The sequence below is a fragment of the Pseudomonas sp. SA195 genome, assembly GCF_054131565.1.
Genome location: NZ_CP096392.1, coordinates 135,180 through 160,853, shown reverse-complemented (window position 1 = coordinate 160,853; position 25,674 = coordinate 135,180). Strand labels below are relative to the sequence as shown.

At 63.8% G+C, this 25,674-nt stretch carries 25 protein-coding genes; 16 read left to right on the top strand and 9 right to left on the bottom strand.

Annotated features, from left to right (window positions below):
• Positions 1-72: 72 nt before the first annotated feature.
• The 6 genes from M1D78_RS00750 to M1D78_RS00725 all read left to right on the top strand — a co-directional run bounded on the left by M1D78_RS00750 (position 73) and on the right by M1D78_RS00725 (position 3,848).
• Positions 73-402: a putative quinol monooxygenase gene (locus M1D78_RS00750; RefSeq protein ID WP_437422455.1), complete on the top strand. Its 330-nt coding sequence runs from the start codon at positions 73-75 to the stop codon at positions 400-402.
• A 189-nt stretch (positions 403-591) separates the two neighbouring features.
• A complete protein-coding gene (locus M1D78_RS00745) occupies positions 592-750 on the top strand; it encodes a DUF1127 domain-containing protein (RefSeq protein ID WP_437422520.1) in 159 nt (52 codons plus the stop codon).
• 106 nt (positions 751-856) lie between these two features.
• Positions 857-1,174: a DUF2388 domain-containing protein gene (locus tag M1D78_RS00740; protein WP_437422456.1), complete on the top strand. Its 318-nt coding sequence runs from the start codon at positions 857-859 to the stop codon at positions 1,172-1,174.
• 86 nt (positions 1,175-1,260) lie between these two features.
• Positions 1,261-1,554, top strand: coding sequence for a DUF2388 domain-containing protein (locus tag M1D78_RS00735; RefSeq protein WP_437422457.1), 294 nt, complete (start codon positions 1,261-1,263; stop codon positions 1,552-1,554).
• A gap of 24 nt (positions 1,555-1,578) precedes the next feature.
• Positions 1,579-1,899 (top strand): DUF2388 domain-containing protein, encoded by a 321-nt coding sequence (locus M1D78_RS00730; RefSeq protein WP_437422458.1) that lies wholly within the window; start codon positions 1,579-1,581, stop codon positions 1,897-1,899.
• Positions 1,900-1,919: 20 nt separating this feature from the next.
• Positions 1,920-3,848, top strand: coding sequence for a DUF7844 domain-containing protein (locus tag M1D78_RS00725; protein WP_437422521.1), 1,929 nt, complete (start codon positions 1,920-1,922; stop codon positions 3,846-3,848).
• 384 nt (positions 3,849-4,232) lie between these two features.
• On the opposite strand, the gene polA is transcribed toward M1D78_RS00725, so the two are convergent.
• Positions 4,233-6,977, bottom strand: coding sequence for a DNA polymerase I (polA, locus tag M1D78_RS00720; RefSeq protein ID WP_437422459.1), 2,745 nt, complete (start codon positions 6,975-6,977; stop codon positions 4,233-4,235).
• 76 nt (positions 6,978-7,053) lie between these two features.
• Between polA and M1D78_RS00715 the strand changes: the two genes are divergently transcribed.
• The 3 genes from M1D78_RS00715 (at position 7,054) to ppnN (ending at position 10,041) form a co-directional block, all read left to right on the top strand.
• Entirely contained in the window at positions 7,054-7,335 is a 282-nt protein-coding gene (locus tag M1D78_RS00715) for a DUF2782 domain-containing protein (RefSeq protein ID WP_437422460.1), read from the top strand.
• A gap of 24 nt (positions 7,336-7,359) precedes the next feature.
• Positions 7,360-8,310 carry a homoserine kinase gene (locus M1D78_RS00710; protein WP_437422461.1) on the top strand — a complete coding sequence of 317 codons (951 nt, stop codon included), beginning with the start codon at positions 7,360-7,362 and terminating at the stop codon, positions 8,308-8,310.
• A gap of 357 nt (positions 8,311-8,667) precedes the next feature.
• Positions 8,668-10,041: a nucleotide 5'-monophosphate nucleosidase PpnN gene (gene ppnN / locus M1D78_RS00705; protein WP_437422462.1), complete on the top strand. Its 1,374-nt coding sequence runs from the start codon at positions 8,668-8,670 to the stop codon at positions 10,039-10,041.
• Positions 10,042-10,088: 47 nt separating this feature from the next.
• Here the strand turns inward: ppnN and M1D78_RS00700 are convergent, their stop codons facing one another.
• The 4 genes from M1D78_RS00700 to znuA form a co-directional block, all read right to left on the bottom strand.
• Complete coding sequence (locus M1D78_RS00700; protein ID WP_437422463.1) at positions 10,089-10,958, bottom strand: DMT family transporter; 870 nt, start codon at positions 10,956-10,958, stop codon at positions 10,089-10,091.
• 354 nt (positions 10,959-11,312) lie between these two features.
• Positions 11,313-12,008 (bottom strand): TSCPD domain-containing protein, encoded by a 696-nt coding sequence (locus M1D78_RS00695; protein ID WP_437422464.1) that lies wholly within the window; start codon positions 12,006-12,008, stop codon positions 11,313-11,315.
• Positions 12,009-12,057: 49 nt separating this feature from the next.
• Positions 12,058-14,208, bottom strand: a complete 2,151-nt coding sequence (locus tag M1D78_RS00690) for an adenosylcobalamin-dependent ribonucleoside-diphosphate reductase (RefSeq protein WP_437422465.1) — start codon at positions 14,206-14,208, stop codon at positions 12,058-12,060.
• 132 nt (positions 14,209-14,340) lie between these two features.
• Positions 14,341-15,330, bottom strand: a complete 990-nt coding sequence (gene znuA / locus M1D78_RS00685; RefSeq protein ID WP_437422466.1) for a zinc ABC transporter substrate-binding protein ZnuA — start codon at positions 15,328-15,330, stop codon at positions 14,341-14,343.
• 65 nt (positions 15,331-15,395) lie between these two features.
• Here znuA and zur point away from each other — a divergent pair, with 65 nt between their 5' ends.
• From zur to M1D78_RS00665, 4 genes are read left to right on the top strand one after another with little or no spacing between them, the layout of a single operon-like run.
• A complete protein-coding gene (gene zur / locus M1D78_RS00680; RefSeq protein WP_437422467.1) occupies positions 15,396-15,881 on the top strand; it encodes a zinc uptake transcriptional repressor Zur in 486 nt (161 codons plus the stop codon).
• A complete protein-coding gene (gene znuC, locus M1D78_RS00675) occupies positions 15,878-16,651 on the top strand; it encodes a zinc ABC transporter ATP-binding protein ZnuC (protein WP_437422468.1) in 774 nt (257 codons plus the stop codon). Before zur ends, znuC begins: the two co-directional genes overlap by 4 nt.
• A gap of 8 nt (positions 16,652-16,659) precedes the next feature.
• Positions 16,660-17,445 carry a zinc ABC transporter permease subunit ZnuB gene (gene znuB / locus M1D78_RS00670; protein WP_437422469.1) on the top strand — a complete coding sequence of 262 codons (786 nt, stop codon included), beginning with the start codon at positions 16,660-16,662 and terminating at the stop codon, positions 17,443-17,445.
• Positions 17,442-17,939, top strand: a complete 498-nt coding sequence (locus M1D78_RS00665; protein WP_437422470.1) for a YgjP-like metallopeptidase domain-containing protein — start codon at positions 17,442-17,444, stop codon at positions 17,937-17,939. Before znuB ends, M1D78_RS00665 begins: the two co-directional genes overlap by 4 nt.
• 168 nt (positions 17,940-18,107) lie before the next feature.
• On the opposite strand, the gene katE is transcribed toward M1D78_RS00665, so the two are convergent.
• A complete protein-coding gene (katE, locus tag M1D78_RS00660) occupies positions 18,108-20,249 on the bottom strand; it encodes a catalase HPII (protein ID WP_437422471.1) in 2,142 nt (713 codons plus the stop codon).
• Between the two features lie 269 nt (positions 20,250-20,518).
• On the opposite strand from katE, the gene M1D78_RS00655 reads away from it, so the two are divergent.
• From M1D78_RS00655 to M1D78_RS00645, 3 genes are read left to right on the top strand one after another with little or no spacing between them, the layout of a single operon-like run.
• Complete coding sequence (locus M1D78_RS00655; protein ID WP_437422472.1) at positions 20,519-21,529, top strand: methionine ABC transporter ATP-binding protein; 1,011 nt, start codon at positions 20,519-20,521, stop codon at positions 21,527-21,529.
• Positions 21,529-22,206 (top strand): methionine ABC transporter permease, encoded by a 678-nt coding sequence (locus tag M1D78_RS00650; protein WP_437422473.1) that lies wholly within the window; start codon positions 21,529-21,531, stop codon positions 22,204-22,206. Before M1D78_RS00655 ends, M1D78_RS00650 begins: the two co-directional genes overlap by 1 nt.
• Before the next feature lie 43 nt (positions 22,207-22,249).
• Positions 22,250-23,023 (top strand): MetQ/NlpA family ABC transporter substrate-binding protein, encoded by a 774-nt coding sequence (locus M1D78_RS00645; protein WP_437422474.1) that lies wholly within the window; start codon positions 22,250-22,252, stop codon positions 23,021-23,023.
• Positions 23,024-23,092: 69 nt separating this feature from the next.
• Here the strand turns inward: M1D78_RS00645 and M1D78_RS00640 are convergent, their stop codons facing one another.
• From M1D78_RS00640 to M1D78_RS00630, 3 genes are all read right to left on the bottom strand, one after another.
• Positions 23,093-23,860: a heme ABC transporter ATP-binding protein gene (locus tag M1D78_RS00640; RefSeq protein WP_437422475.1), complete on the bottom strand. Its 768-nt coding sequence runs from the start codon at positions 23,858-23,860 to the stop codon at positions 23,093-23,095.
• Positions 23,860-24,843: a FecCD family ABC transporter permease gene (locus tag M1D78_RS00635; protein ID WP_457933565.1), complete on the bottom strand. Its 984-nt coding sequence runs from the start codon at positions 24,841-24,843 to the stop codon at positions 23,860-23,862. Before M1D78_RS00635 ends, M1D78_RS00640 begins: the two co-directional genes overlap by 1 nt.
• Positions 24,844-25,036: 193 nt before the next feature.
• Positions 25,037-25,672, bottom strand: a complete 636-nt coding sequence (locus M1D78_RS00630; protein WP_437422477.1) for an SCO family protein — start codon at positions 25,670-25,672, stop codon at positions 25,037-25,039.
• Positions 25,673-25,674: the final 2 nt, after the last annotated feature.

The following is a 25,674-nucleotide window of genomic DNA, read 5'->3' as shown; positions in this document are numbered from 1 at the left end:
TTTTGACTGGAAGTCATGAATGGTGGGCGCGCGCCTACGCTAGGCTGAGCGACCTCAGACTTGGAGCTCTCCATGAACGACCGCTGCGCCTTCATCCTCCACACCCACACCCGGCCAGAAAAATCCGCCAAGTTCGAAGCGCTCTTCAGCCGCTACGTCGCCGCCAGCCGGGCCGAAGCGGGCTGCATCGAGTACCACATGCTGCGCGATGCGGCAGACCCGACGCTGTTCATCTTCTTCGAGGTCTGGCAATCCGCGGCGCATCTGGAGGCACACAACGCTCTGCCACATATGCAGCACTTCCGTGAACAGCAAATGATGTATCTCACGCGCGATGTCGAGATCCGCCCCGTGAACATGCTCAGCGCGCCCAGCAGCGAGCCGGCCCGGCCGTTGCGCTGAACAGTTTCTCGACCGCAAAGCAGTACAGTTGCCCGCCACACGCGACTGCACCCGCACAATTCCCCTCGCCTGTGACTGTTGCGCAACAGCCCGGCACGCGAACCTGTTTGCCCATACCCCATCCCCGCCGAATGCGGGAAGGAGCGGCACGTGGAACGCGTACTGGAGCGAGACTCACCGACGATCAGCCTGCCCTCACTGCGCCGGATCGCACACCTGCTCAGGCTCTGGCAGCAACGTGCCCGCACGCGGCAGCAGCTGGCGGCGCTGGACGAGCGCCAACTGGCCGACGTCGGCATCAGCCACAGCGAACGACAGGACGAACTGAACAAACCCTTCTGGCGCTGACGCAACGCTTTACCGGCGATTACCTCGGCTGCCAAGCTGAACGGCACCCTCGCCCGGCGGTCGAAGCGGCTATCGGCAGGGCGCCGTATCTAGCCTGGAGAACGCTATGAACAAATATCTGTTGTCTATCGCCACCGCAGCCTGCCTGGCCGCGGGTACTGCCTCGGCCGGGAGCGTCACCGGCACCCTCGATGCGATTGGTGGGTCGCTGGTGAATACCATCGAAGGCACCTCCGACATCACCTCCAACGTTGGTGACAACAAGCTGGTACGCGATGCCCGCGACGATGCCGCCCGCTTCGTTGCCAGCAATGGCGAAGCCCGCGGTGCCGAGCTCGAAGCGGCCCTGCAGCACATCCGCCAGCAGGCCCCGGCGCTGCAGGCGAGCGACCTGGAACTCGCCGGCGCTATCTTGGCGCTCTGAACGGAATTTCCGCGAGCGCAGCGCTGGTCCCGGTACCGGCGTTTCGCTAGCCTTGGCGCCCGTTCGTTTCAGACGCCAGGATTCGCATGCGTTCGCTCTACCTCGCTCTTGTCGGCTGTTGCCTATGCGGCAGCGCTCAGGCCTTCGATAGCCTGACCGGTGCCGTCGTCGCCTCCAGCTATGTCGCCAGCCAGGTGACCAGCGCCCCCTTCGACAACAAGCTGATCCGTGACTCCCGCGACGACGCGGCACGCTTCGTCGCCAGCCATGGCCAGTGGCGCAGCGCGCGCCTGGAAGCGGCGCTGCACTGGTTGCGCGCCGAGCACCCGGACCTGGCGGCAGGCGATCTTGAACTGGCCGAGGCGATCCTCGTCCAATGACCCAACCGTTTTCATGAGTACACTATGAAGCCCACCCTGATCACCCTGCCCGTCGCGCTGGCCCTCTTCGCGGGTGCCGTACAGGCGCAGACGCTGGTCGCCACCAGCAACATCCTGGTCAACGCCCTGGATCGCAGCATCAACTTCACCTCCGACGTGACCAGCCGCATCAGCGACATGAAGATCGTGCGCGAAGCCCAGGACGATGCCGCCGGCTTCGTCGCCAGCGAAGGCGACATCCGCAGCGCCCGCCTTGAGGCCGCTTTCGGCGCGCTGCGCAGCCGCTTCCCCGAGGCGCGCCAGGCCAGCGACCAGGCCCTGGCCGAAACCATCCTCGCACAGTGAGCACCTCGCGCAGCTGGTGGCTGGGCATCCTGCTCGGTGCCTTTGCCACCCTGTGCCAGGCCGACCTGCGGCTGACGCTGGATTCGCGTGACCTCACCCCTGCCGAACGAGCCGCTAGCCAGGCGCTGATCAGCGAAGCCATGGCAGCCTTGCCGCCGCGTATGGCCGAGCGCCTCGACCACAACGTCCGCGTACGTTGGCATGACGGACTAGCGCACGAAGCCTACGGCAGCGCGGGTGGCAACCTGATCCTGCTCAACCGACGTCTGCTGCCATCGCTGACCGACGGCGGCGCGGCCACGCAACGCACCCAACGCCCGCACGGCACGGTTCGCCGCGAGCTGCTGGCAACCCTGATTCACGAGCTCGGTCATCTCTATGACCGCGCGCGCCTCTGGTCACTGGAAGAACGTCGCGAGTTCGGCTTGTGCCGCAGCCGCGCTCAGAGCCTCGGCCCGGTCGGCCTGCCGGATGCCTGCCGCGGCCAGACCGAACGGCGCTTCACCCTCAGTGACGATCCGCACCTGCTCGACCTGGCCGGATGGCCGCAACGCGTTGGCCAGCGCGGCGAGCGCGAGCGAGCCAATGCACAGCAAGCGCGCAGCCCGGACAGTTATGAGCTGACCAGCCCGCTCGAATTCGTCGCGGTGAACCTCGAATATTTCCTGCTCGATCCCCGCTTTGCCTGCCGCCGCCCATTGCTGCATCGCTACTTTAGCGAGCACTTCGGCTGGCAACCGGCCGGCCAGCCCGACTGCGGTGTAGGCTTGCCGATCCTCAACGCCGGGCACGACTTTGCACGCACGCCGCTGGTCAAGCTCGACCCCGAACGCGTCTACGCGGTCGACTACCTGTTCGCAGAAGCCAACGACGCCTGGGTCAGCCGCTGGGGCCACAGCATGCTGCGCCTGGTCATCTGCGCGCCAGGACGTCCCCGCGGGCCGGATTGCAGGCTCGACCTGGATCAGCACCTGGTACTGTCCTTTCGCGCCTTCGTCGGAGACCTGCAGCTATCGAGTTGGGACGGTCTTACCGGCGTCTACCCCTCTCGGCTGTTCGTGCTGCCACTGGACCAGGTGATCGATGAATACACCAAGGTGGAGCTGCGCAGCCTTGCCTCGGTCCCGCTCAAACTGGCGCGCGACGAAATCGAGCGGCTGGTCACGCGCAGCGCCGAAATGCATTGGAGCTACGACGGCGACTACTACTTCCTCTCCAACAATTGCGCAGTCGAAACGCTCAAGCTGCTGCGCAGCGGCACCGCCCGGCCTGAACTCAGCGCGCTGGACAGCATCCTGCCCAGCGGCTTGCTGGAGATCCTCATCAACCGCGGGCTGGCCGACGCCAGCGTGCTCGACGATCCGCACGAAGCGCTGCGCCTTGGCTATCGCTTCGACTCCTACCGCGACCGCTACCAGGCAATGTTTGCCGTGATGAGCAAGCGCCTCGGCCTGCCGCAGACCGACGTCGAACAGTGGCTGGACCTACCAGCTATAGAACGTCGCCCCTGGATCGCCAAAGCCGACCTGCGCGCAAGCGCCGCCCTGCTACTGGTGGAGCAGGCGGCCTTACGCCGGCATCTTCTGCTCGCTCAGGAGGAGCTTAAAAATCGCTATCTGGGCGGCCGCGGCGACGCCAGCCTGGCCAAGGCGGACGAAACCCTGCAGGGGATCCTCGCTAACAGCGGCTTCCTGAGCCAGCCGGCGCAGTTGCTCGACAATAGAGGCTATGGCCTGCCCCTGGCCAACGAATGGCAGCGCCTGGAGCAGGAAAGCAGCGCACGACAGGCGCGCCTGAACCAGCTGACCGAAACGTTGAACGAAGAAGTGCGCCGCCTGCTTGGTAAGGCGCGCCAAGACGAACTGGACGCCGTTGAGGCCAACCTGGCACAGATCGGCACCCACCTGCGGGCGCTGCACAAGGCCGGAGGCGGGCTCCAACTGCCCTGACGTTCATCGCGCGGTGCGCCGTTACCTCGCAGACCCAGGTCGCGGGCAGAGCCCGCTCCTACAAAAAGCCATGCCCGAGCCGGTCGCACGCGCCACGCGCTCGCTTCTATAGGTGCAAGCTCTGCTTACGACCCGTCACCATGCCCTTCTTGCGACCCGCGACTTTTCTCGAGACGAAAAAAAAACCTCGAACTTCGTTGGGGGAGGGGGAAGTTCGAGGTCCAAGTCCGGAACGCCTAGAGCGTTTCCAGAGATCTGCCAACACTTAACACAACAAGGAGCATCGAAGGGCTTCTACACCCTTCGTAGCCTAGGACCGGCCGATGACTCCATCAGTTCAACGCGAAAAGAAAAAAATTTCATTCGCCCTGGCGGGGCCCCGCTCTAGTGCGCTTCGTCCCAGTTATTGCCGACGCCGGCTTCGACCAGCAGCGGCACGTCCAGCTGAGCCGCCCCGCTCATCAACGGGATGATCTGCTCGCGAACCTGCTCGACCAGATCCTCACGCACCTCCACGACCAATTCATCGTGCACCTGGAGGATGACGCGCGCATCCAGCCCGCTCGCCTGCAGCCAGTTATCCACGGCGATCATGGCGCGCTTGATGATGTCGGCCGCGGTGCCCTGCATCGGTGCGTTGATCGCGGTGCGCTCGGCACCCTTGCGCATGGCGCCGTTCTTCGAGTTGATCTCCGGCAGGTACAGCCGGCGCCCGAACAGCGTCTCGACATAGCCCTGCTCAGCCGCCTGGGCGCGGGTGCGCTCCATGTAGGCGAGCACACCGGGGTAACGCGCAAAATAACGGTCGATGTAGGCCTGCGCCTCGCCGCGACCGACGTCGATCTGCTTGGCCAGGCCAAAGGCGCTCATGCCGTAGATCAGGCCAAAGTTGATGGCCTTGGCGCTACGCCGCTGGTCGTTGCTGACCTGATCCAGCTCGACACCGAAGACCTCCGCCGCCGTGGCGCGATGCACGTCCAGATCATTCTGGAAGGCGTATAGCAGGCCGGCATCCTGAGCCAGGTGCGCCATGATGCGCAGCTCGATCTGTGAGTAGTCAGCCGCCAGCAGCTTGTACCCCGGCGCGGCGACGAAGGCTTGGCGAATACGCCGCCCCTCGGCCGTGCGGATCGGGATGTTCTGCAGGTTCGGATCGCTCGACGAAAGCCGCCCGGTCGCCGTCACGGCCTGGTGGTAGCTCGTGTGGATGCGCCCGGTGCGCGGATTGATCTGCAAAGGCAATTTGTCGGTGTAGGTGCCCTTGAGCTTACTCAGCGAGCGGTGCTGCATGATCACCTTGGGCAGCGGATAGTCTTTTTCGGCGAGCTCCGCGAGTACGGCTTCGGCGGTGGATGGCTGCCCGCTGGCGGTCTTTGAAAGCACCGGGCACCCAAGCTTGTCATACAGAATCGCGCCGAGCTGCTTGGGGGAACCGAGGTTGAATTCCTCGCCGGCCATTTCGAACGCCTGGCGCTCCAGCTCGACGAGCTTGTTGCCAATCTCGACGCTCTGCAGCCCGAGCAGATTGGCATCGACCAGCGCGCCGTTGCGCTCGATACGCGCGAGCACCGGCACCAGCGGCATTTCGATTTCGTTGAGGACCTTGAGCAGCGACGGCGTGGCTTCCAGCTTGCCCATCAGCGTCTGGTGCAGGCGCAGGGTGACATCCGCATCCTCAGCAGCATAGGGCCCTGCCTGCTCGACAGCGATCTGGTCGAAGGTCAGCTGCTTGGCACCCTTGCCAGCGATGTCCTCGAAGCGAATGGTGCCGCGACCCAGGTATTTGAGCGCCAGGCTGTCCATGTCGTGGCGCGTGGCGGTGGCGTCGAGCACGTAGGATTCGAGCATGGTGTCGAACGTCATGCCGCGGATCTCGATGCCGTAATGCATCAGCACATTCATGTCGTACTTGCCGTGCTGGCAGATCTTGCGCTTGTTCGGGTCTTCGAGCAGCGGCTTGAGCGCAGCCAGCACCGCGTCGAGGTCGAGCTGCTGCGGCACGCCCATGTAGCTGTGGCCGAGCGGTACGTAGCCGGCCTTGCCCGGCTCGATGGCAAAGGAGACGCCGACCAGTTGCGCCTTCTGCGCATCGAGGCTGGTGGTTTCGGTATCGAAGGCAAAGCAATCCGCAGCCTTTAAGCGCTCGAGCCAGGCGTCGAAATCGGCCTGCTCGAAAATCGTGCTGTACTCGGCTTCAGCCTGAATCGAGCAGCCCTCGGGCTGCACCTCGCAGTCTTCGCCAGCAGCCTTGGCCTCGCGCAGCAACTCGTCGAGCCAGTTCTTGAACTCCAGCTCCCGGTACAGCGCAATCAAGGCTTCGCGGTGCGGCTCGCCGGGCATCAGGTCGCCGACCTCTACATCTAGCGGGACGTCGATCTTGATGGCGGCCAGCTCGTAGGACATGAACGCGGCGTCGCGATGCTCTTCGAGCTTGGCGGCCAGCGACTTGGCGCCGCGGATCGGCAGCTCACAGACCTTTTCAAGGTTCTCGTAGAGCCCCTTGATGCCGCCCTCAATGCCGTTGAGCAGGCCACAGGCGGTCTTCTCACCGACGCCGGGCACGCCCGGGATGTTGTCGACCTTGTCGCCCATCAGCGCGAGGAAGTCGATGATCAGCTCCGGGCCGACGCCGAACTTGTTCTTCACGCCTTCAATGTCGTACACGCTGCCGGTCATGGTGTTGACCAGCGTGACGTGCGGGCAGACCAGCTGGGCCATGTCCTTGTCGCCGGTGGAGATGATCACGTCGCGCTTGAGCGCGGCACACTGACGCGCCAGGGTGCCGATGACGTCATCGGCTTCGACCCCTTCCACACACAGCAGCGGCATGCCCAGGGCGCGCACGCTGGCATGCAGCGGCTCGACCTGGGAGCGCAGATCGTCGGGCATCGGCGGCCGGTGCGATTTGTACTCGGCGAACATGGTGTCGCGGAAGGTCGGGCCCTTCGCATCGAAGACCACCGCAAAGGGGCTGTCTGGGTACTGCCGGCGCAGCGACAGCAGCATGTTCAGCACGCCCTTCACCGCGCCGGTGGGCTTGCCGGTCGAAGTGGTCAACGGCGGCAGGGCGTGAAAGGCGCGGTAGAGGTAGGACGAACCGTCCACCAGAACGAGGGGGGCTTGGCTCATGAGCGGGATCAACCTTTTCGGCGGGTCCGGGGCTAGAATGCACCGGACAACGTGTCGACAAAGGGGCAAGGTTAACATGCGTTCGATCAAAGCTTGGCTGCTGGCCAGCCTGCTGGTTGTGGTGCCGCTGAGCGGCTTCGCTCAGGAGTCGGTCGAGGGCGAGCCGGACGTCACCATCCGTCAGGAAGGCGAACGGACCGTCGAGGAATATCGCGTCAACGGCTTCCTTTATGCGGTCAAAGTTATTCCGAAGACTGGCAAGCCTTACTTCCTGGTACGCGCCGACGGCGACAGCAATTTCATCCGCAGCGACAGGCCGGATATGTTGATTCCCGCCTGGGAAATCTTCAGCTGGTAAGCCACGGATAACGGAACGAGCAGAATGTCGGTTTTCACCCCCCTGCAACGCGACGAACTGGAAGCCTTTCTCGCGCCCTATGGCCTTGGCCGGCTGCGCGAGTTCGAGGGCATCGCTGCCGGCAGCGAGAACAGCAACTTCTTCGTTAGCATGGAGCGCGGCGAATACGTGCTGACGCTGGTCGAGCGCGGGCCGGTCGACGACCTGCCATTCTTCATCGAATTGCTCGACGTGCTACACCAGGCCCGCCTGCCGGTGCCTTTCGCGCTTCGCACAGGCACCGGCGACGCGCTGCGCAGCCTTGCCGACAAGCCGGCGTTGCTGCAGCCGCGGCTCGCCGGCAAACATGTCACCTCGCCGAACCCGCACCACTGCGCGGAAGTAGGTCGGTTACTGGCGCGGCTGCACGTGGCGACGCAGGCGCAGATTCTCGAGCGACGCAGCGACCGCGGCCTGGACTGGATGCAACAGGAAGGACCTGCCCTTGCCATGAGCCTGCCACACGACGAGCTTGCGCTGCTGCGCGACAGCCTGGCCGAGATCGCCGAACTCAAGCCGAAAATCCTTGCCCTGCCTCGCGCCAACCTGCACGCCGATCTGTTCAGAGACAATGTGCTGTTCGAAGGTAACCACCTGAGCGGCGTGATCGACTTCTATAACGCTTGCTCCGGGCCAATGCTGTACGACATCGCCATTGCTGTGAACGACTGGTGTACGCATCCCAATGGCGAGCTGGACGAGGAGCGCAGCCAGGCGCTGCTAGCGGCCTACTCCGCCTTGCGTCGCTTCAGCCCTGCTGAGGCCGAATTGTGGCGGCCTATGCTGCGTGTCGCCTGCGTGCGCTTCTGGCTGTCGCGCCTGATCGCAAAGCAAGCTTTCGCCGGCCAGTCGGTGCTTATCAAGGAGCCCGACGAGTTTGGCCGCCTGCTCCGCGCCCGCCGGGACTGCCACAGCGCCCTGCCGTTTGCCTTCTGACGGTGCCCGCCTGCGATGTGATCGCGACCACCGTGCAATCAAACGGCCATACATGATGTCGAAGCTCATGACACGGATGGCCAGGCGGAACGCGCGAATGCCCACGACTCAACTCCCTGCGAAGCCGGCAAGGAACGAAATCGCCGGTGCGGCGTCAAGTAAAGCCGGTTTACACCACTCGCTGCGGGCCGGCGCGAGCGGTCGACGCAACGCACATGCTCCCTGTTGCCCACCTGGCGGGCCGATCGGCCGAACCCTGCGCAGCACTCACGACCTGATTTCCGCGTCGCCGCCATCGGCGCCGGCGCCTACCATTCCCATGCAGCCAGGCTCGCATGGGTTCAAGGGAATAGAACAATGACCTCACGCTATGTAATCAATGCCTCGGTGAGCCCCAAGGGCAGCCTGGAAACCCTTTCCCAACGCGAAGTACAGCAGCTCAGCGAAGCCGGCTCCGGCAGCACCTACACGCTGTTTCGGCAATGTGCGCTGGCGATCCTCAATACCGGCGCGCGCATCGACAATGCCAAAACGATTCTGGAGGCCTACGACGATTTCGAAGTGCGCATCCATCAACAGGATCGCGGTGTGCGACTGGAGCTGCTCAATGCTCCGGCCGACGCTTTCGTCGACGGCGAGATGATCGCCAGCACGCGCGAGATGCTCTTTAGCGCGCTGCGCGACATCGTCTACACCGAAAGCGAACTGGGCAGCCCGCGCATCGACCTCACCAGTTCGCAGGGCATCACTGACTATGTCTTCCACCTGCTGCGCAACGCCCGCACCCTGCGCCCGGGTGTCGAGCCGAACATGGTGGTGTGCTGGGGCGGCCACTCGATCAGTACCGAGGAATACAAATACAGCAAGCGCGTCGGCCATGAGCTGGGCCTGCGCAAGCTGGACATCTGCACCGGCTGCGGCCCGGGCGTGATGAAGGGCCCGATGAAGGGCGCGACCATTGCCCATGCCAAGCAGCGCATCAATGGCGGGCGCTACCTCGGGCTGACCGAGCCGGGCATCATCGCCGCCGAGGCGCCGAACCCGATCGTCAACGAGCTGGTGATCCTGCCCGACATCGAGAAGCGCCTGGAAGCCTTCGTGCGAGTCGGTCACGGCATCATCATCTTTCCGGGTGGCGTCGGCACCGCGGAAGAATTTCTCTATTTGCTCGGGATTCTGCTGCACCCGGATAACCGCGAGCTGCCCTTCCCTGTCATCCTCACCGGGCCGGAAAGCGCCGCGCCTTACCTGCGGCAACTGCGTGACTTCGTCGGCGCCACGCTCGGCGATGAGGCGCAGAAGCTCTATCAGGTCATCATCGACGACCCGGCCGAGGTCGCGCGGCAGATGGCCGAGGGGCTCAAGGCAGTCAAGCAATTCCGTCGCGAGCGCAACGACGCCTTCCATTTCAACTGGCTGCTGAAAATCGACGAAGGCTTCCAGCACCCCTTCGATCCGACCCACGAGAACATGGCCAGCCTTCAACTCACCCATGAAGTGCCGCCGCACATCCTGGCAGCGAACCTGCGCCGCGCCTTCTCGGGCATCGTGGCCGGCAACGTGAAGGACAAGGGCATCCGCCGCATCGAGCAATACGGGCGTTACGAGATTCACGGCCACCCGACGATCATGAAGCCGCTCGACGAGCTGCTCCAGGCATTCGTCGAGCAGCACCGCATGAAGCTCCCGGGCGGGCGCCCGTACGAGCCCTGCTATCGCGTGGTGACCTGAACGCAGCCGCGTGAGCCAGGCAGCCGATCGGCTGCCTGGCTCACGCCTCAGGACCGCTGCTGAGGTGCGGCTCTGAACACCAGCGCCAGGCCCACCAATATCGCTCCCATGCCTAAAAGCCCGAGACGCGACAAGGCATTACCGAGGAACAGATAGTCCATTCCCACGGTCACGACGGGCACCAGATAGAACAAGCTGGTGACATTGACCAAATTGCCGGTCTGGATCATCCGGTACAGCAACAACTGCGCCGCAACCGAAATGACCAGGCCCAGCCATAGGACCGGTACGACGAACCCCACTACCGCCTCGAATCGTACGGGCTGAAAAGGCACGAACAGCAAGCACAGCACCACGCTCGCCGCGTACTGCAGGGGCAGCACCTCGACCGGACTTTGACGTATGCGGCGTTGGAAAATCGCACCGAACGTCATGCACAGCAGTGCTCCCGCGGCGAACAGCATGCCGTAAATTGAGAAACGCGCCAGCACCAGGCTCTGGAACACGACCGCTGATAACCCAACCAGTGCCAACAACAATCCTGCAAGGCGTAGCGGTGAGAAACGGCGCTCGAGTAACAGCAGCGTGAGGATCGGCTGAACACCCAGCAGTGTCGCCATGACGCCCGGCGTGATACCGAATGCCATGGCCTGGAAGTAGCAGATCGAATAACAACCGACCATCAAAAAGCCGGTGACCAGGACCAGCGGGCCGGAGCCCGGAACAGGCCACAAACGGCCCCGATAAAGTCCTATGCAGACGACCGCGCCCAGTGCCAACGTGAACCGCACGATCAGTAAGGCGAACGGGGTGCCATGGTCCAGACCCCAGCGGGTAAAGATGGCGGCGCTGCCCCAAAGCAACACGAAGAGCGTCATGACGCCATAGGACGTCCAAACCGATTTGTTGAAGTTCATGAATCATCACCTGTCGAATCGAAACAGGCCTCAGCCGCGGACAAGCAAGCATGTGCTTCGGCTCTCGAAGGCCGAAGTGACGAGGCTGAAGCTGTGAAGTGGGCGGATCAGCCCAGCGCTACCACCTGAGGTGGTGGCGCGATTGCCGGAACGGCAACGACAGATGGGGGTGGTGCGATTGCGCACAGCCGCGCCGCGCCGAGACCGGCTGGCTTCGCTGAAAGAGGGCTGCGAGCGTGGGAGGACATCAGATCAATACCAGGGAAGGTGGTAATGGAGCGAACCTAGCAGAGCCAGGATCGCCCCGTAAAGAGGCCTGGCGGCATTCCGGCCCCTGGATTTACGCCCGCAGCCTCATCCGCACTTCGAATTGCCGCAGTTCAGACAGGTCGCGCAGCCATCCATCTGCACCACGGCCTGGGTGCTGCACTTGGTGCACAGCTGCGCGCCTGCCGGGAAGCCTTCGCCCGGTTCGACCGTAGCGGCGCCCTGGCTGGCTTCGTAAGCGGCGCGTTTTTCGGCCAGGTACTGGCGCTGGGTTTCGTCCAGCGCATGGCCTTCGAGCATGCCGATGGCGATCAGGTGCCGCTCCAGCACGGCGCCGATCTCGGCGACGATCGAGGGCATATAGACGCCACCTTTCTTCAGGTAGCCGCCGCGCGGGTCGAATACGGCTTTCAGCTCCTCGACGAGGAAGGTGCAATCCCCGCCCTTGCGGAACACGGCCGACATGATCCGCGTGAGCGCGACGATCCACTGGAAGTGGTCCATGTTCTTCGAGTTGATGAAGATCTCGAACGGCCGGCGCTGTTCGTGGGGCGTGCCGGCGTTGAGCACCACGTCGTTCACCGTAACGTACAGCGCGTGCTCGAATAGAGGGGATTTGATCTTGTAGGTCATGCCGATGAGCGTCTCGGGGCGCTCCAGGCTCTCGTCCATCTCGATTACGGTGACCTTGGTGGTCTTGCCGTCACTGGCGGTAGCGGGCTTTTCGAGCGTCTCGTCCACGACCTTAAAGCCCTTGATGCGCTGGGTGATTTTTACAGTCATTGCAAATTCTCCATCCGGACGGCACCAGCCGCCCGGCTTCAGGTCGGGCTCAATACTTGCCGTAGTAGCCTTCTTTCAAGGCATCGAACAGGTTGGCGGCGGTGTTTACCTCGCCGTCGTACTCCACTTCCTCGTTGCCCCTGAGCTCGACCACACTGCCGTCCTCGAGCACGAAACGGTACTTGGTCTTTTCCAGGTCGGCTTCCTTGACCAGCACGCCCTGAAAGGCCGCCGGGTTGAAGCGGAACGTGGTACAGCCCTTGAGGCCCTGATGCCAGGCGTAGCGGTAGATGTCCTTGAATGCCTCGAAGGGATAGTCGGTCGGTACGTTGGCGGTCTTGGAGATGGACGAATCGACCCACTTCTGTGCGGCGGCCTGGATATCGACGTGCTGAGTCGGCGTGATGTCGTCAGCGGTCACGAAGTAGTCCGGCAGTTCCTGCCCCGGCTCGGTGCCACCCGGCGTGGCGTTGGGGTTGATCATCGTGCGGTAAGCCAGCAGCTCGTAGCTGAACACCTCGATTTTTTCCTTGGCCTTGCGACCCGGGCGGATGAGGTTGCGCGAGTACTGGTGAGCGAAGCTCGGCTCGATGCCGTTGGAGGCGTTGTTGGCCAGACTCAAGCTGATGGTGCCGGTGGGCGCGATTGAGCTGTGGTGAGTGAAGCGCGCGCCCTGCTCGGCCAAGGCGTCAACAAGATCCGGCGCGAACTCGGCAACCTTTTGCATGTAGCGCGAGTAACGTGCATGAAGGACGCGGCCGGGTATTTTGTCGCCAACCTTGTAGCCATCCTTAGCCATCTCCGGACGCTTGCGAAGCATCTCGGCGGTGATCTCGAATGTCTCGGTCAGCAACGGTGCCGGGCCCTTCTCCTTCGACAGCGCCAACGCCTCTTCCCAGCCAACCAGCGCCATCTCGCGCGCGACTTCTTCGGTGAACACGCAGGCCTCCGGGCTGCCGTACCGCAGCTTTAGTAGCGTCAGCGCCGAACCCAGGCCGAGGAAGCCCATGCCATGACGCCGCTTGGTTTCGATCTCGTGCCGCTGTTGCGCCAGCGGTAGGCCGTTGACCTCGACCACGTTGTCCAGCATGCGGGTAAAGACGCGCACCACCTCGCGATACTTGTCCCAATCGAAGCGCGCATCGGTGCCGAACGGGTCGATGACGAAACGGGTCAGGTTGATCGAGCCCAGCAGGCAAGACCCGTAGGGCGGCAACGGCTGCTCGCCGCAGGGATTGGTGGCGCGGATCGCCTCGCACCACCAGTTGTTGTTCAGTTGGTTGACGCGGTCAATGAGGATGAAGCCCGGCTCGGCGTAGTCGTAGGTGGACACCATGATCATGTCCCACAGGTGACGCGCCTTGACCCGCCCGTAGATTTTGCAGGCCACCAGGCCGTCCTCGCGAACGATGTAGCCGCCATGGCTCGGCCACTCGCGCCAGAGCACCTGGTCCGGGTCGTCAAGATCGAGATCGGCCTTTTCCTTGAGGTGCAGCGGGAAGATCAATGGCCAGTCCTGGTCGGCTTCCACGGCCTGCATGAATTCGTCGGTGATGAGCAGGCTGAGGTTGAACTGGCGCAGGCGACCATCCTCGCGCTTGGCGCGGATGAATTCGCGCACGTCCGGGTGGCAGACGTCGAAAGTGCCCATCTGCGCGCCACGGCGGCCACCGGCCGAGCTCACGGTGAAGCACATCTTGTCGAAGATATCCATGAACGACAGCGGGCCGCTGGTGTGCGCACCGGCACCGGAGACGAAGGAGCCACGCGGGCGCAGGGTGCTGAATTCGTAGCCGATGCCGCACCCGGCCTTGAGTGTCAGCCCGGCCTCGTGAACCTTGCCGAGAATGTCATCCATCGAGTCTTCGATGGTGCCGGACACGGTGCAATTGATGGTCGAGGTGGCGGGCTTGTAGTCCTGCGCGCCGGCATTCGAAATGATCCGCCCGGCGGGGATGGCGCCGTTGCGCAGCGCCCAGAGAAAACGTTCGTGCCAATGCTCGCGCTGCTCGGCCGGCTCGACATCGGCCAGCGCCCGGGCAACGCGCTGCCAGGTGGCATCGACGCTGTCGTCGACCGCGCTGCCGTCCTTGCGGGTCAGGCGGTACTTCTGCGCCCAGATATCTTCGGAAGCCGCCTGCAGGGCGACGTCGGGGGTGGTTCTGGTTTCTGCCGCGGTGGGCCCGTCCGTCTTCGCCATGCGCTACGCATCCTCGTGTCGATGAAATCCAAAGCACGAAGAATAGTCAGCAGCGCCAGCGGCACTATGACGTGCATCAAGTCGACCGACGGATGACCCACTGGCCGCCGGACGGCGTCGGCAGGCTGGCCCTTAGAGCGACTCGAGGCACCCGGCCAGCGAGCTGCCAAGAGTGTCGATCAAACGCTCATAACCCTGCGCGTTCGGGGCAATCTCGTAACCGAGGGCGTCCAACTCCGCTACTTTGACCGGCAGGCCGCGAACCAGACTGTCGGCCAGCCGAGGGCGTACCGGCGGCTCGTAGAACACGCAACTCGGGCCGGCCTGTTCCAGGCGCTCACGCATGGCTGCAACGTGGCGGGCGCCGGGCTGGGCTTCACCGCCTGCGCTAAAGACGCCGGCATGCCGAAGTCCGTAGGCTGCTTCGAAGTAGTCATAGGCTTCGTGGAAAACGAAATACGGCTTGGAACGCACCTTGCCCAGACGTTCCTGCAACCGCGCATCGAGGGCGTCCAGCTGCTGGCGGAAGGTGGCCAGGTTGGCGGCGTAGCGCTCGGCGTTGGCCGGATCGACCTCGGCGAGCTGGCGGGCCATGTCCTCGGCGATCACCCGCGCGTTGGCCGGCAGCAGCCAGAGATGGGCATCGAGGCTGCCGGGACGGTGATCATGATCATGCTCGTGGGCCTCGACGGCCGACGTTTCATGGTCATGGTCGTGCTCGTCATGCTCGTCATGTGCCGCATGGCCATCATCGCCCTGCTCATCGTGCGCATGCGCCTCGCCGAAATGGCGCAAGCTCATGCCAGGGAGCGCCTGTACCGCAATGGTCGGCCCCTTGCGGCCTTCCAACACGGGTGACAGGAAGCCTTCCATATCCGGGCCGATCCAGTAGAGAAGATCGGCGCTGCGCACTTGCCGTACGTCGGATGGACGCATCGCGTAATGATGGGGCGAAGCGCCTGGCGGCAGCAGCACAGCGGGCGTGCCGGCGCCATCCTGAACCGCGGCAGCAATGAGTTGCAGGGGTTTGATGCTCGTTACCAATTGCACATCGGCATGGGCCGGAACGGTGGTGAGCAACAAGGCGGAGAGGACCAGGGGAAGCGAAAAAAGACGGAACACGGGCAACACTCGTACGAACTGAATGGGTAACATAATAACGTCTCTCAGCCACATCGTCTCCGCCCATGCCTAAGTCCCCCCTGGCCTGTACGCCTCATGATCACGACCATTGCGTGAGCCATGCGCTGGCCGAAGCCGACCACCTCTGTCAACGCGCCGGTGTTCGCCTGACTGCGTTGCGCAAGCGCGTGCTGGAGCTGGTATGGCAGAGCCACAAGCCGCTCGGCGCCTATGACATCCTTGCCGAGCTAAGCGCACAGGACGGCCGCCGCGCCGCGCCGCCCACGGTGTACCGGGCACTGGATTTCTTGCTTGAAAACGGGCTGGTGCATCGCATCGCATCGCTCAATGCCTTCATCGGCTGCAATCACCCGGCGCACCCGCATCAGGGGCAGTTCCTGATCTGCCGCAACTGCCATACGGCGATCGAACTCGAGCAGCCAGCCATCAGCGAATCCATCGACCAGGCTGCGCAAAGCGTGGGCTTCACAGTGGAAGGCCAAACGGTCGAAGTGGTCGGTCTCTGCGGCCATTGCCGGGATGCGGCATGAGCGATGCGCTGATCCGCCTGGATGACATCCATGTGCGCTTCGCCAACCAGGCGGTGCTCGAAGGAGCTCAGCTGCAGGTCAATCGGAGCGAGATCGTCACGCTGATCGGCCCCAACGGCGCCGGCAAAACGACCCTGGTGCGCGCGGTGCTCGGGCTGATCAAGCCGGACCGCGGCAAGGTCTGGCGTAAACCCAAGCTGCGCGTGGGCTACATGCCTCAGAAGCTGCATGTAGACGCCACCTTGCCGCTGTCGGTGCTGCGTTTTCTGCGCCTGGTTCCGGGCGTGGATCGTGCGGGTGCGCTGTCTGCGCTGAGTGAAGTGGGCGCCGAACATGTCATCGATAGCCCGCTGCAATCGGTCTCGGGCGGCGAGATGCAACGGGTCCTGCTGGCTCGTGCCCTGCTGCGCCAACCTGAGCTGTTGGTGCTGGACGAGCCGGTTCAAGGCGTCGACGTCGCTGGCCAGGCCGACCTGTACCGGCTGATCGGTCGGCTGCGAGAGCGCTATGGCTGCGGCGTGCTGATGGTCTCGCACGATCTGCATCTGGTGATGAGCGCGACCGATCAGGTGGTTTGCCTGAACCGGCATGTCTGTTGCTCCGGTCACCCGGAACAGGTCAGTACCGATCCGGCCTTCGTCGAACTCTTTGGTCAAGATGCACGCAGCCTGGCGGTCTACCACCACCAGCACGACCACAGCCATGACCTGCATGGCAGCGTGGTCACCGGTAAACCCCACGTCCACGGCCCCGACTGTAAACACGGATAGCCCGCGCAATGCCCGATTTCCTGCTTAACGCCCTGCTGGCCGGCCTCGCGCTGGCGCTGGTGGCCGGTCCGCTCGGCTCATTCGTCGTCTGGCGGCGGATGGCGTACTTCGGCGACACCCTTTCCCACTCGGCGCTGCTCGGTGTGGCGCTGGGGTTGATGCTCGACGTCAACCTGACGCTTGCCGTCACGGTCTGCTGCGTGCTGCTCGCGGTGCTGCTGGTCACGCTGCAGCAACGCCAGCCGTTGGCCTCCGATACGCTGCTCGGCATCCTCGCGCACAGTAGCCTGTCACTCGGGCTGGTATCGCTGAGCTTCATGCAGGACGTGCGCATCGACCTGATGGGCTACCTGTTCGGCGACCTGCTCGCGGTCAGCCTCACCGACCTTGGTTGGATCATCGGCGGTTGCGCCCTGGTGTTGTTGGCCTTGATTCCGCTGTGGCGCTCATTGCTGGCGGTCACGGTGCATGAAGAACTGGCTCGCGTCGAAGGGTTGCCGGTAACAGCCATCCGCCTGGCGCTGATGCTGCTGATCGCCATGGTGATCGCCGTGGCGATGAAGATCGTCGGCGTGCTGCTGATCACCTCGCTGCTGATCATCCCTGCCGCTGCAGCGCAGCGTCACGCTCGCACACCGGAGCAGATGGCATTGGGCGCGAGCGTGCTGGGCATCGTGGCGGTGTGCCTGGGGCTGTCATTGTCCTGGTACGAAGACACCCCGGCTGGGCCGTCCATCGTGGTCAGCGCCGCCGCGCTCTTTCTACTCAGTTTTGCCTGGCCGAAGCGCACGTGACCGACCTGAAGTACCTGCGCGGCTATCCCGAGCCGCTGCTGGCCCAGGTGCGTGAGTTGATCGAGTCACAGCGGCTGGGTGACTACCTGGAGCGACGCTACCCGGGGCGCCATCAGGTGCAGAGCGACAAGGCGCTCTACGGCTACGTACAGCAGCTCAAACAGGACTACCTCCGGAGCGCCCCGCCTATAGACAAGGTGCGCTATGACAACCGCCTGGATTTGACTCACCGCGCGCTGGGCCTGCATACCGCCGTCTCGCGCGTACAGGGCGGCAAGTTGAAGGCAAAAAAGGAGATCCGCGTCGCCGCGCTGTTTCGCGAGGCGCCCGCCGATTTTCTGCAGATGATCGTGGTACACGAATTGGCGCACTTGAGAGAAAGCGACCACAACCGCGCCTTCTACAAGCTGTGCGAGCACATGATGCCGGGTTATGCGCAGACCGAATTCGATCTGCGCTGCTATTTGCATTGGCGGGAACTGGCAGCGCGTTGACGAAAGCAGCCTAGCGGTTGATCGCTTCGCCAGCCCCCTGCTACCCACGAAAAAGGGATCAGGTCACCAGCGGATTCAGTCCCATAGCCCGAGTGCTGGCGAATCGGCCGGGACCTGAACGAACCCACAGGCCGACCGCCCGCCAGCACGCTGCGGCTACACCGAGCGCTACGCCGGGACCTGAGCTGCCACTGCCTCGCGCGCCCAAACCCGATGTTGTGCCAGCGCCTTGGCGAAGGCACTGAAGACGGTGCTCAGATCGCCCGCATCGCCAGCGACCAGCCCGGTATCTTCCGGCAGGTTAAGCGCGGTGAGCAGCTGCCGAGCATCGCCTAGAACCGCGATCGGCTTGAGGTGCTTGTAGGCCTCGAGCAAGTAGTGCTTGGCCACGCCGGAGCCGAGCATGGCCTGCACGCTCTGAGCGCCACCGGGCACGAACACCGCGTCGAAAGCGATCGAGGGCATGCCGTCCATTGCTGCATCGGGCATAAGCAGCTTGCCGTCAGCGGTTTTCACCGGGGCGGGCGACGGGCCGATCAGTTTGGCCAGTGCGCCTTCATCGGCGAGTTTCTTCTTGAAGGCATCGATCATCGCGCCGTCCACGCCGTTGGCCACGAGGATCGCCACCTTGCGCGACTTGATATTGCCGGACAGGTGGTTGAGCAGGCTCAGGGCCGGCGACGAAGCAGGGTTCGGCTGACGAGGGCTCGCCGTTGGTGCGGTGGGCGGGGTAACGCCGATGTTCTCGGCGACACGCCGGGCCAGCTCCAGATCGATATTGGCAAGGATCTCGTTGACCTGCCGCTCGCGGATGAACACCCGCTCGACCTTGCCCAGCTCGAAGCTATAGGCACCGATGATGTGTTCCTTCTCCGGCGCGCTCATGCTGTTCCAGAACAGCGTGGCCTGAGAGAAGTGATCGCCAAAGGATTCACTGCGATTACGGATCTTGTGGCCCTCGACGCGCTCTGGGTAACTTTCGAAACCGCCACCCTGGGCTGCGGGCGGGGTCTCCTTGGGCCAGCCGTTGTCGATGGAATTGGGTTCGTAATTCGCGCGCCCGCGATTGACGGTCTGCCGATGGAACGCATCGCGCTGGTTGTTGTGCACCGGTGCGACCGGGCGGTTGATCGGGATCTCGTGAAAATTCGGTCCGCCAAGACGCAATAGCTGCGTGTCGGTGTAGGAGAACAGCCGGCCCTGCAGCAGCGGGTCGTTGGTGAAATCGATGCCCGGCACGATATGGCCGATATGGAATGCGGCCTGCTCGGTCTCAGCAAAGAAGTTGTCCGGGTTGCGATTGAGCGTCATCTTGCCGAGTTTCTGCACCGGCACCAGCTCTTCGGGGATGATTTTGGTCGGGTCGAGCAGATCGAAGTCGAACTTGTGCTCATCGGCTTCCTCGACCACCTGTACGCCCAGCTCCCACTCGAAATAGTCGCCCATCTCGATGGATTCCCACATGTCACGACGGTTGAAATCCGGGTCCTTGCCGGCCAGCTTCAACGTCTCGTCCCAGACCAGCGAGAAAGCGCCTGCGACCGGCTTCCAGTGGAATTTGACGAAACGGCTCACGCCTTCGGCATTGATCAGGCGGAAGGTGTGCACGCCGAAACCTTCCATCGCCCGGTAGCTGCGCGGGATGGCGCGGTCGGACATGGTCCACAGCACCATGTGCGCCGACTCGGGCGTCAGCGAGACGAAATCCCAGAAGTTGTCGTGGGCCGACTGGCCCTGGGGAATCTCGTTGTGCGGCTCGGGTTTGACGGCGTGGACGAAGTCCGGAAATTTGATGGCGTCCTGAATGAAGAACACCGGCATGTTGTTGCCGACCAGGTCGAAGTTACCCTCGTCGGTGTAGAACTTGGTGGCGAAGCCGCGCACGTCGCGCACGGTATCGGCCGAGCCGCGAGAGCCCTGCACCGTGGAAAAGCGCACGAAGACGGGCGTCTCCTTGCCCTTCGCCGAAAGAAACGACGCCTTGGTCAGCGCGCTGTGGTCGTCGTAGCTGACGAACACGCCATGCGCCGCCGCGCCGCGGGCATGGACGATACGCTCGGGGATGCGCTCGTGGTCGAAGTGAGTGAGCTTCTCGCGCATGATGAAGTCTTCGAGCAGCGAGGGGCCACGGCCTCCAGCCTTGAGGGTGTTTTGATTGTCGGCGATCTTCACGCCCTGGTTGGTGCTCAGGGCTTCGCCCGTGGCGTCGGAGCGAAAGGTGTCGAGCTGGTCGAGCTTCGTGTTGTGGTTCTTGCGGTCGACGGTGTCGGTACCGGCGAGTTCACTGTTCTTGAGCGTCTTGTCCGTCATCTTGGGCCTCGGTTGGGCAGGTGAGCCGAACCGCGAAATGACCGGGCCGTTCTAGCGTGGCCTGAGAGCTGATCGATTCACGGCATGCCGTTTTAGTGACCACGCACGGCGCCAAGAGGTTGCCTGCTGCGACGATTCGCGTCGTCTATCGCCTCGATGCCCAACATCAATCGGGGCGTGATCGCTACGCCAGGCGGGCCTAAACGCGTAGAATGCTCGCCTTTCGCCAATCATCCCGGCATCTACGACCGTACCCACAAGGTTCGCCCGTGATCGAATTCCAGCAAGTCCACAAAACCTACCGGGTGGCCGGCGGCCGCGAAGTGCCTGCGCTCAAACCGACCGCGCTGAGTATCGGTGCCGGCGAAGTATTTGGCCTGATCGGCCATTCCGGCGCGGGCAAAAGTACCCTGCTGCGGCTGATCAACCGTCTCGAGGAGCCGTCCGGCGGTCGCATCCTGGTCAATGGCGAGGATGTCACCGCGCTGGACGCCGATGGCCTGAGGCGCTTCCGCCAGCGCGTCGGAATGATCTTCCAGCATTTCAACCTGCTGATGTCCAAAACCGTTGCCGACAATGTCGCCATGCCCCTGCGCCTGGCCGGCAATCACTCGCGCGGTGAGATCGATCGCCGAGTCGCAGCCCTGCTCGAGCGCGTCGGCCTGAAGGACCAGGCGCGAAAATACCCCGCGCAACTTTCGGGCGGGCAGAAGCAGCGCGTAGGCATTGCCCGTGCCTTGGCCACCGAACCGGACATCCTGCTCTGCGACGAAGCCACCAGCGCACTAGACCCGCAAACGACGGCATCGGTACTTCAGTTGCTGGCCGAGATCAACGCCGAGCTGAAGCTGACCATCGTGCTGATTACCCATGAAATGGACGTCATCCGACGCGTCTGTGACCGCGTTGCGGTGATGGATAGTGGCGAGATCGTCGAACAGGGGCCCGTGACCGACGTGTTCCTGCACCCCAGACACTCGACTACTCAGCGCTTCGTACTGGAAGACGAGGCAGTCGATGAGAACGCCCAGCGCGACGACTTTTCCCATGTGCCCGGCCGCATCCTGCGTCTGACCTTCCAGGGCGAGGCAACCTATAAACCGCTGCTGGGCACGGTCGCGCGCGAGACAGGTGTCGATTTCAGCATTCTCTCGGGTCGCATCGACCGCATAAAAGACACGCCCTACGGCCAGCTGACCCTGGCCCTGGTGGGGGGCGATATGGCCGCGGCACTGGCCCAACTGAATGCAGCGGACGTGCACGTGGAGGTATTGCGCTGATGGACGCCTTGTTCAGCTCCTTGCTGGGAAATGTCGACTGGTACGAAATCTGGCTGGCAACGCTGGACACCCTGCTGATGCTCGGTGGCTCGCTGTTGTTCACGATCATCCTCGGGCTGCCGCTGGGCGTGCTGTTGTTCCTCACCGGCCCGCGCCAGCTGTTCGAGAACGGCCCCCTGTATGCCTTCCTGTCCTTTGCGGTAAACGTGCTGCGTTCGCTGCCGTTCATCATCCTCTTGATCGTGATGATTCCCTTCACGGTGCTGATTACCGGCACCTCGCTGGGCGTCGCCGGTGCCATTCCGCCGCTGGTGGTGGGTGCGGCGCCGTTCTTCGCGCGGCTGGTAGAAACCGCCCTGCGCGAGGTCGACCGCGGCATCATCGAAGCGACCCAGGCCATGGGCGCGACCACCCGGCAGATCATCTTCAACGCACTGTTGCCCGAAGCACGACCGGGCATCATCGCCGCGGTGACCGTCACCGCCATCACGCTCGTCTCCTACACCGCCATGGCCGGCGTCGTGGGCGCAGGCGGACTGGGCGACCTGGCCATCCGCTTCGGCTACCAGCGCTTCCAGACGGACGTCATGGTGGTTACCGTGGTGCTTCTGCTAGTGCTCGTTCAGGTGCTGCAGAGCGTCGGTGACAAGCTGGTAACGCATTTCTCCAGAAAATAACTGCCTAACCGGCATCGCTACAGGAACCCACAAGGAGCCCTTCATGAAAAAACTGCTTGCCGCCTTCGCCGCTGCCGCGGCCTTCTCCGCCCAGGCTGCCGACGAACTGAACGTCGCCGCGACCGCCGTACCGCACGCGGAAATTCTCGAATTCGTCAAACCCCAGCTCGCCGAGCAGGGCGTTGATCTCAAGGTGAAGGTCTTCACCGACTACGTTCAGCCGAACATCCAAGTCGCCGAGAAGCGTCTGGACGCCAACTTCTTCCAGCACCAGCCGTACCTGGATGAGTTCAACAAGGGCAAGGGCACCGAGCTGGTCAGCGTCGCGGGCGTGCACATCGAGCCCTTCGGCGCCTACTCGAGCAAGCTGAAGTCGCTGGATGAGCTGCCCAACGGCGCCACCGTGGTCATCCCCAACGACGCCACCAACGGCGGCCGTGCGCTGCTGCTGTTGCAAAAGGCCGGCGTGATCACCCTGAAGGACGGCGCCGGCATCACTGCCACCGTCAAGGACATCGCCGAGAACCCGAAGAAGATCAAGATCCGCGAACTGGAAGCGGCGACCCTGCCGCGTGTGCTGACACAGGTCGACCTGGCGCTGATCAACACCAACTACGCGCTGGAAGCCAAGCTGAACCCCACCGAAGACGCCCTGTACATCGAGGGCAGCGACTCGCCTTACGTGAACATCCTCGTTGCCCGCCCGGACAACAAGGACAGCGCCGCCATGCAGAAGCTTGTCGAAGCGCTGCACAGCGAAGAGGTGAAGCAGTTCATCAACGAGAAGTACAAGGGCGCAGTCGTTCCGGCGTTCTGATTACCGGCACACCGAGCGTCACCGCTCACCCTTTGCAGTAAGAACGGGCCCTTTCAGGGCCCGTTTTTTTTAGCGCACCACCACCAGCGGATGGCCACGCTCGGGATGGCGCTGCACCAGCACATCGAGCCCGAACACCTCACGCAGCGGCTCGGGCCTGATCACCTCTTCCACGGCGCCCTTGATGTGCGCCCGGCCCTGGTGCAGCAGCACGAGCCGATCGCAATAACGTGCCGCCAGGTTGAGGTCATGCAGGATCACCAGCACCGCCGCGCCGCGCTCGGCAAAGCCGCGTACCGCTTGCAGCGTGCTGTGCTGATGGAGCGGGTCGAGCGCCGCAGTAGGCTCATCGAGCAACAGCACTCGCCCTTCCGCTCCCGGCCAGAGCTGTGCCAGCACCCGCGCCAGATGTACGCGCTGGCGCTCGCCGCCGGAGAGCGACAGGTAATTACGGCCTGCCAGATGGCCTGCGTCGGCCGCAGCGAGGGCCTCGCCCGCGATGCGCCGGTCCGCGGCGCGGCCTTCAGCATGCGGCAACCGGCCCATGCCGACCACGTCTTCGACATAAAAGCCAAAGCTCAGGCTGGACTGCTGCGGCAGCACGGCAAGCCGCTGTGCTCGCTCGCGCGACGGCCACTGGGCAAGCGGCCGGCCTGCAAGCAGGACCTGACCAGCGCTCGCAGGCAATTCTCCGCAGAGCGCGCCGAGCAACGTGCTCTTCCCCGCACCGTTCGGACCAAGCACACCCAGCACCTCGCCTGCACCGACCTGTAGATCGACGTTTTGCAGGACCGGGCGCGTTCCGCGGCTGACCGATAGAGCGTGGGCAATGAGCATCAGCGGCGCTCCCGCACCAGCAGGAACAGGAAGAACGGCGCGCCAAGCAGCGCCGTGACGATGCCGATCGGCAGTTCCGCCGGCGCCAGCAGCAGGCGCGCCAGCAGGTCGGCCAATAGCAACAGGCTGGCACCGGCGAGCGCGGAGGCTGGTAGAAGGACGCAGTGATCCGGCCCGCTGAGCAGGCGAATCAGGTGCGGTACCACCAGCCCGATAAAGCCAATCAACCCTGCCGCTGCGACTGCAGCGCCGACGCCAAGCGCCGTTAGAAACACCAGCTCACCCTTGAGCCGCTCCACCTGAAAGCCCAGGTGGCGCGCTTCCGACTCCCCGAGAAGCAATGCATTGAGGGCCTGCGCTCGGCGAGGCAACCAGGCCGCCACGGCCACGGTGATCAGCAACAACGGCCAGAGCCGCACGTAGCTGGCCCCGTTGAGGCTGCCAAGATTCCAGAAGGTCAGGGTGCGCAGGGTCGCGTCATCGGCGAGATAAGTGAACAGGCCGATGCCAGCGCCCGCCAATGCGGTCAGGGCGATGCCGGCCAGCAGCATGGTGGCGACGCTGGTCTGGCCGTCTCGGCGGCCTAGCCGGTAGACCGTCGCGGTCACAACCAGCCCGCCGGCAAAGGCGCTACCTGACAGCAGATAAGGCTCAAGGCTTGCCGGCAGGCCACCGAGCAGGGCGCCGCAGACGATCGCGACCGCAGCACCGAGAGCGGCGCCGCTGGAGACGCCAATAAGCCCTGGGTCGGCGAGCGGGTTGCGAAACAGTCCCTGCATGGCTACGCCGGTCAGCGCCAGCACCGCACCCACGGCGAGGCCGAGCAGCGTGCGGGGCAAGCGAATCTGGCCCAGGATAAGTTCTGCCTGCGCCAGCCGCGGATTGGGCTCGCTTAGCCCGGACAGGCTGAGCGCGGCGCGCCAGGTGTCACCCAGCGCCAGGCTCACCGGTCCGAGGGCGAGGGACAACCAGATCGAGAGCACTAGCAGGACCGCCAGCAGCGCGAACAGCAGGCGCGGGGGCAAGACGCGGGTCATCGGGACGTTTCGGTAAGGGCTTGCGCGTGAGGATAAAAGGCTGCGCACAACGCCGCCAGCTTGGCAGGCAGCCGCGGCGCGATAGGCGAAGGCCGACGTGTGGCTGCCAGGCCTGCTCGGCCGCCAGCAGTCGAGACGCTCAGCCTTCTTGCCCGATCAAGACGGGCAACTGCTCGGCCAGCTTGTCGGTACGCAGCGGCGCGCGGATGAAACCGCGCAGGCGACCGTCCGGGCCGATCAGTGCGAGGTTGCCGCCGTGGTCGACCGTGTAGTTTTCCTTGGAGGTATCCGCGGGAATGAACGGCACGCCGGCCGCGTTGGCGAGCGTCTGGATATCCTCGAGCGGACCGGTGAGGCCGATGAATCCAGCGCCGAAATAGTCCAGGTACTGCTTGAGCTGTTCCGGCGTATCACGCTCGGGGTCGACGCTGACCAGTATCGGCTGGAGACGCTGCTTCACCTCGTCAGGCAGCTTGCCGCGCAGGTGACGCAATTCAGCGAGCGTGGCCGGGCAAATATCCGGGCAGAAGGTATAGCCGAAGAACAATAGGTTCCATTGCCCCTCGAGCTCAGCCGTGGAGACGGGTTCGCCGTCCTGATTCGTCAGTGTCACGTCCGGTATGTCGCGCCCTTGGGGCAGCATGACGATGCCGGCGTCGAGCTGAGCGGCGGTGTCGACCTGCTGTCCGGTGTTGAGAACACGATAAGCCGTCAGGCCAATGACCAGCGCAACCAGCGCCACGAGGATGAAAACGGTTTTGTGGATGCGCGTCATGA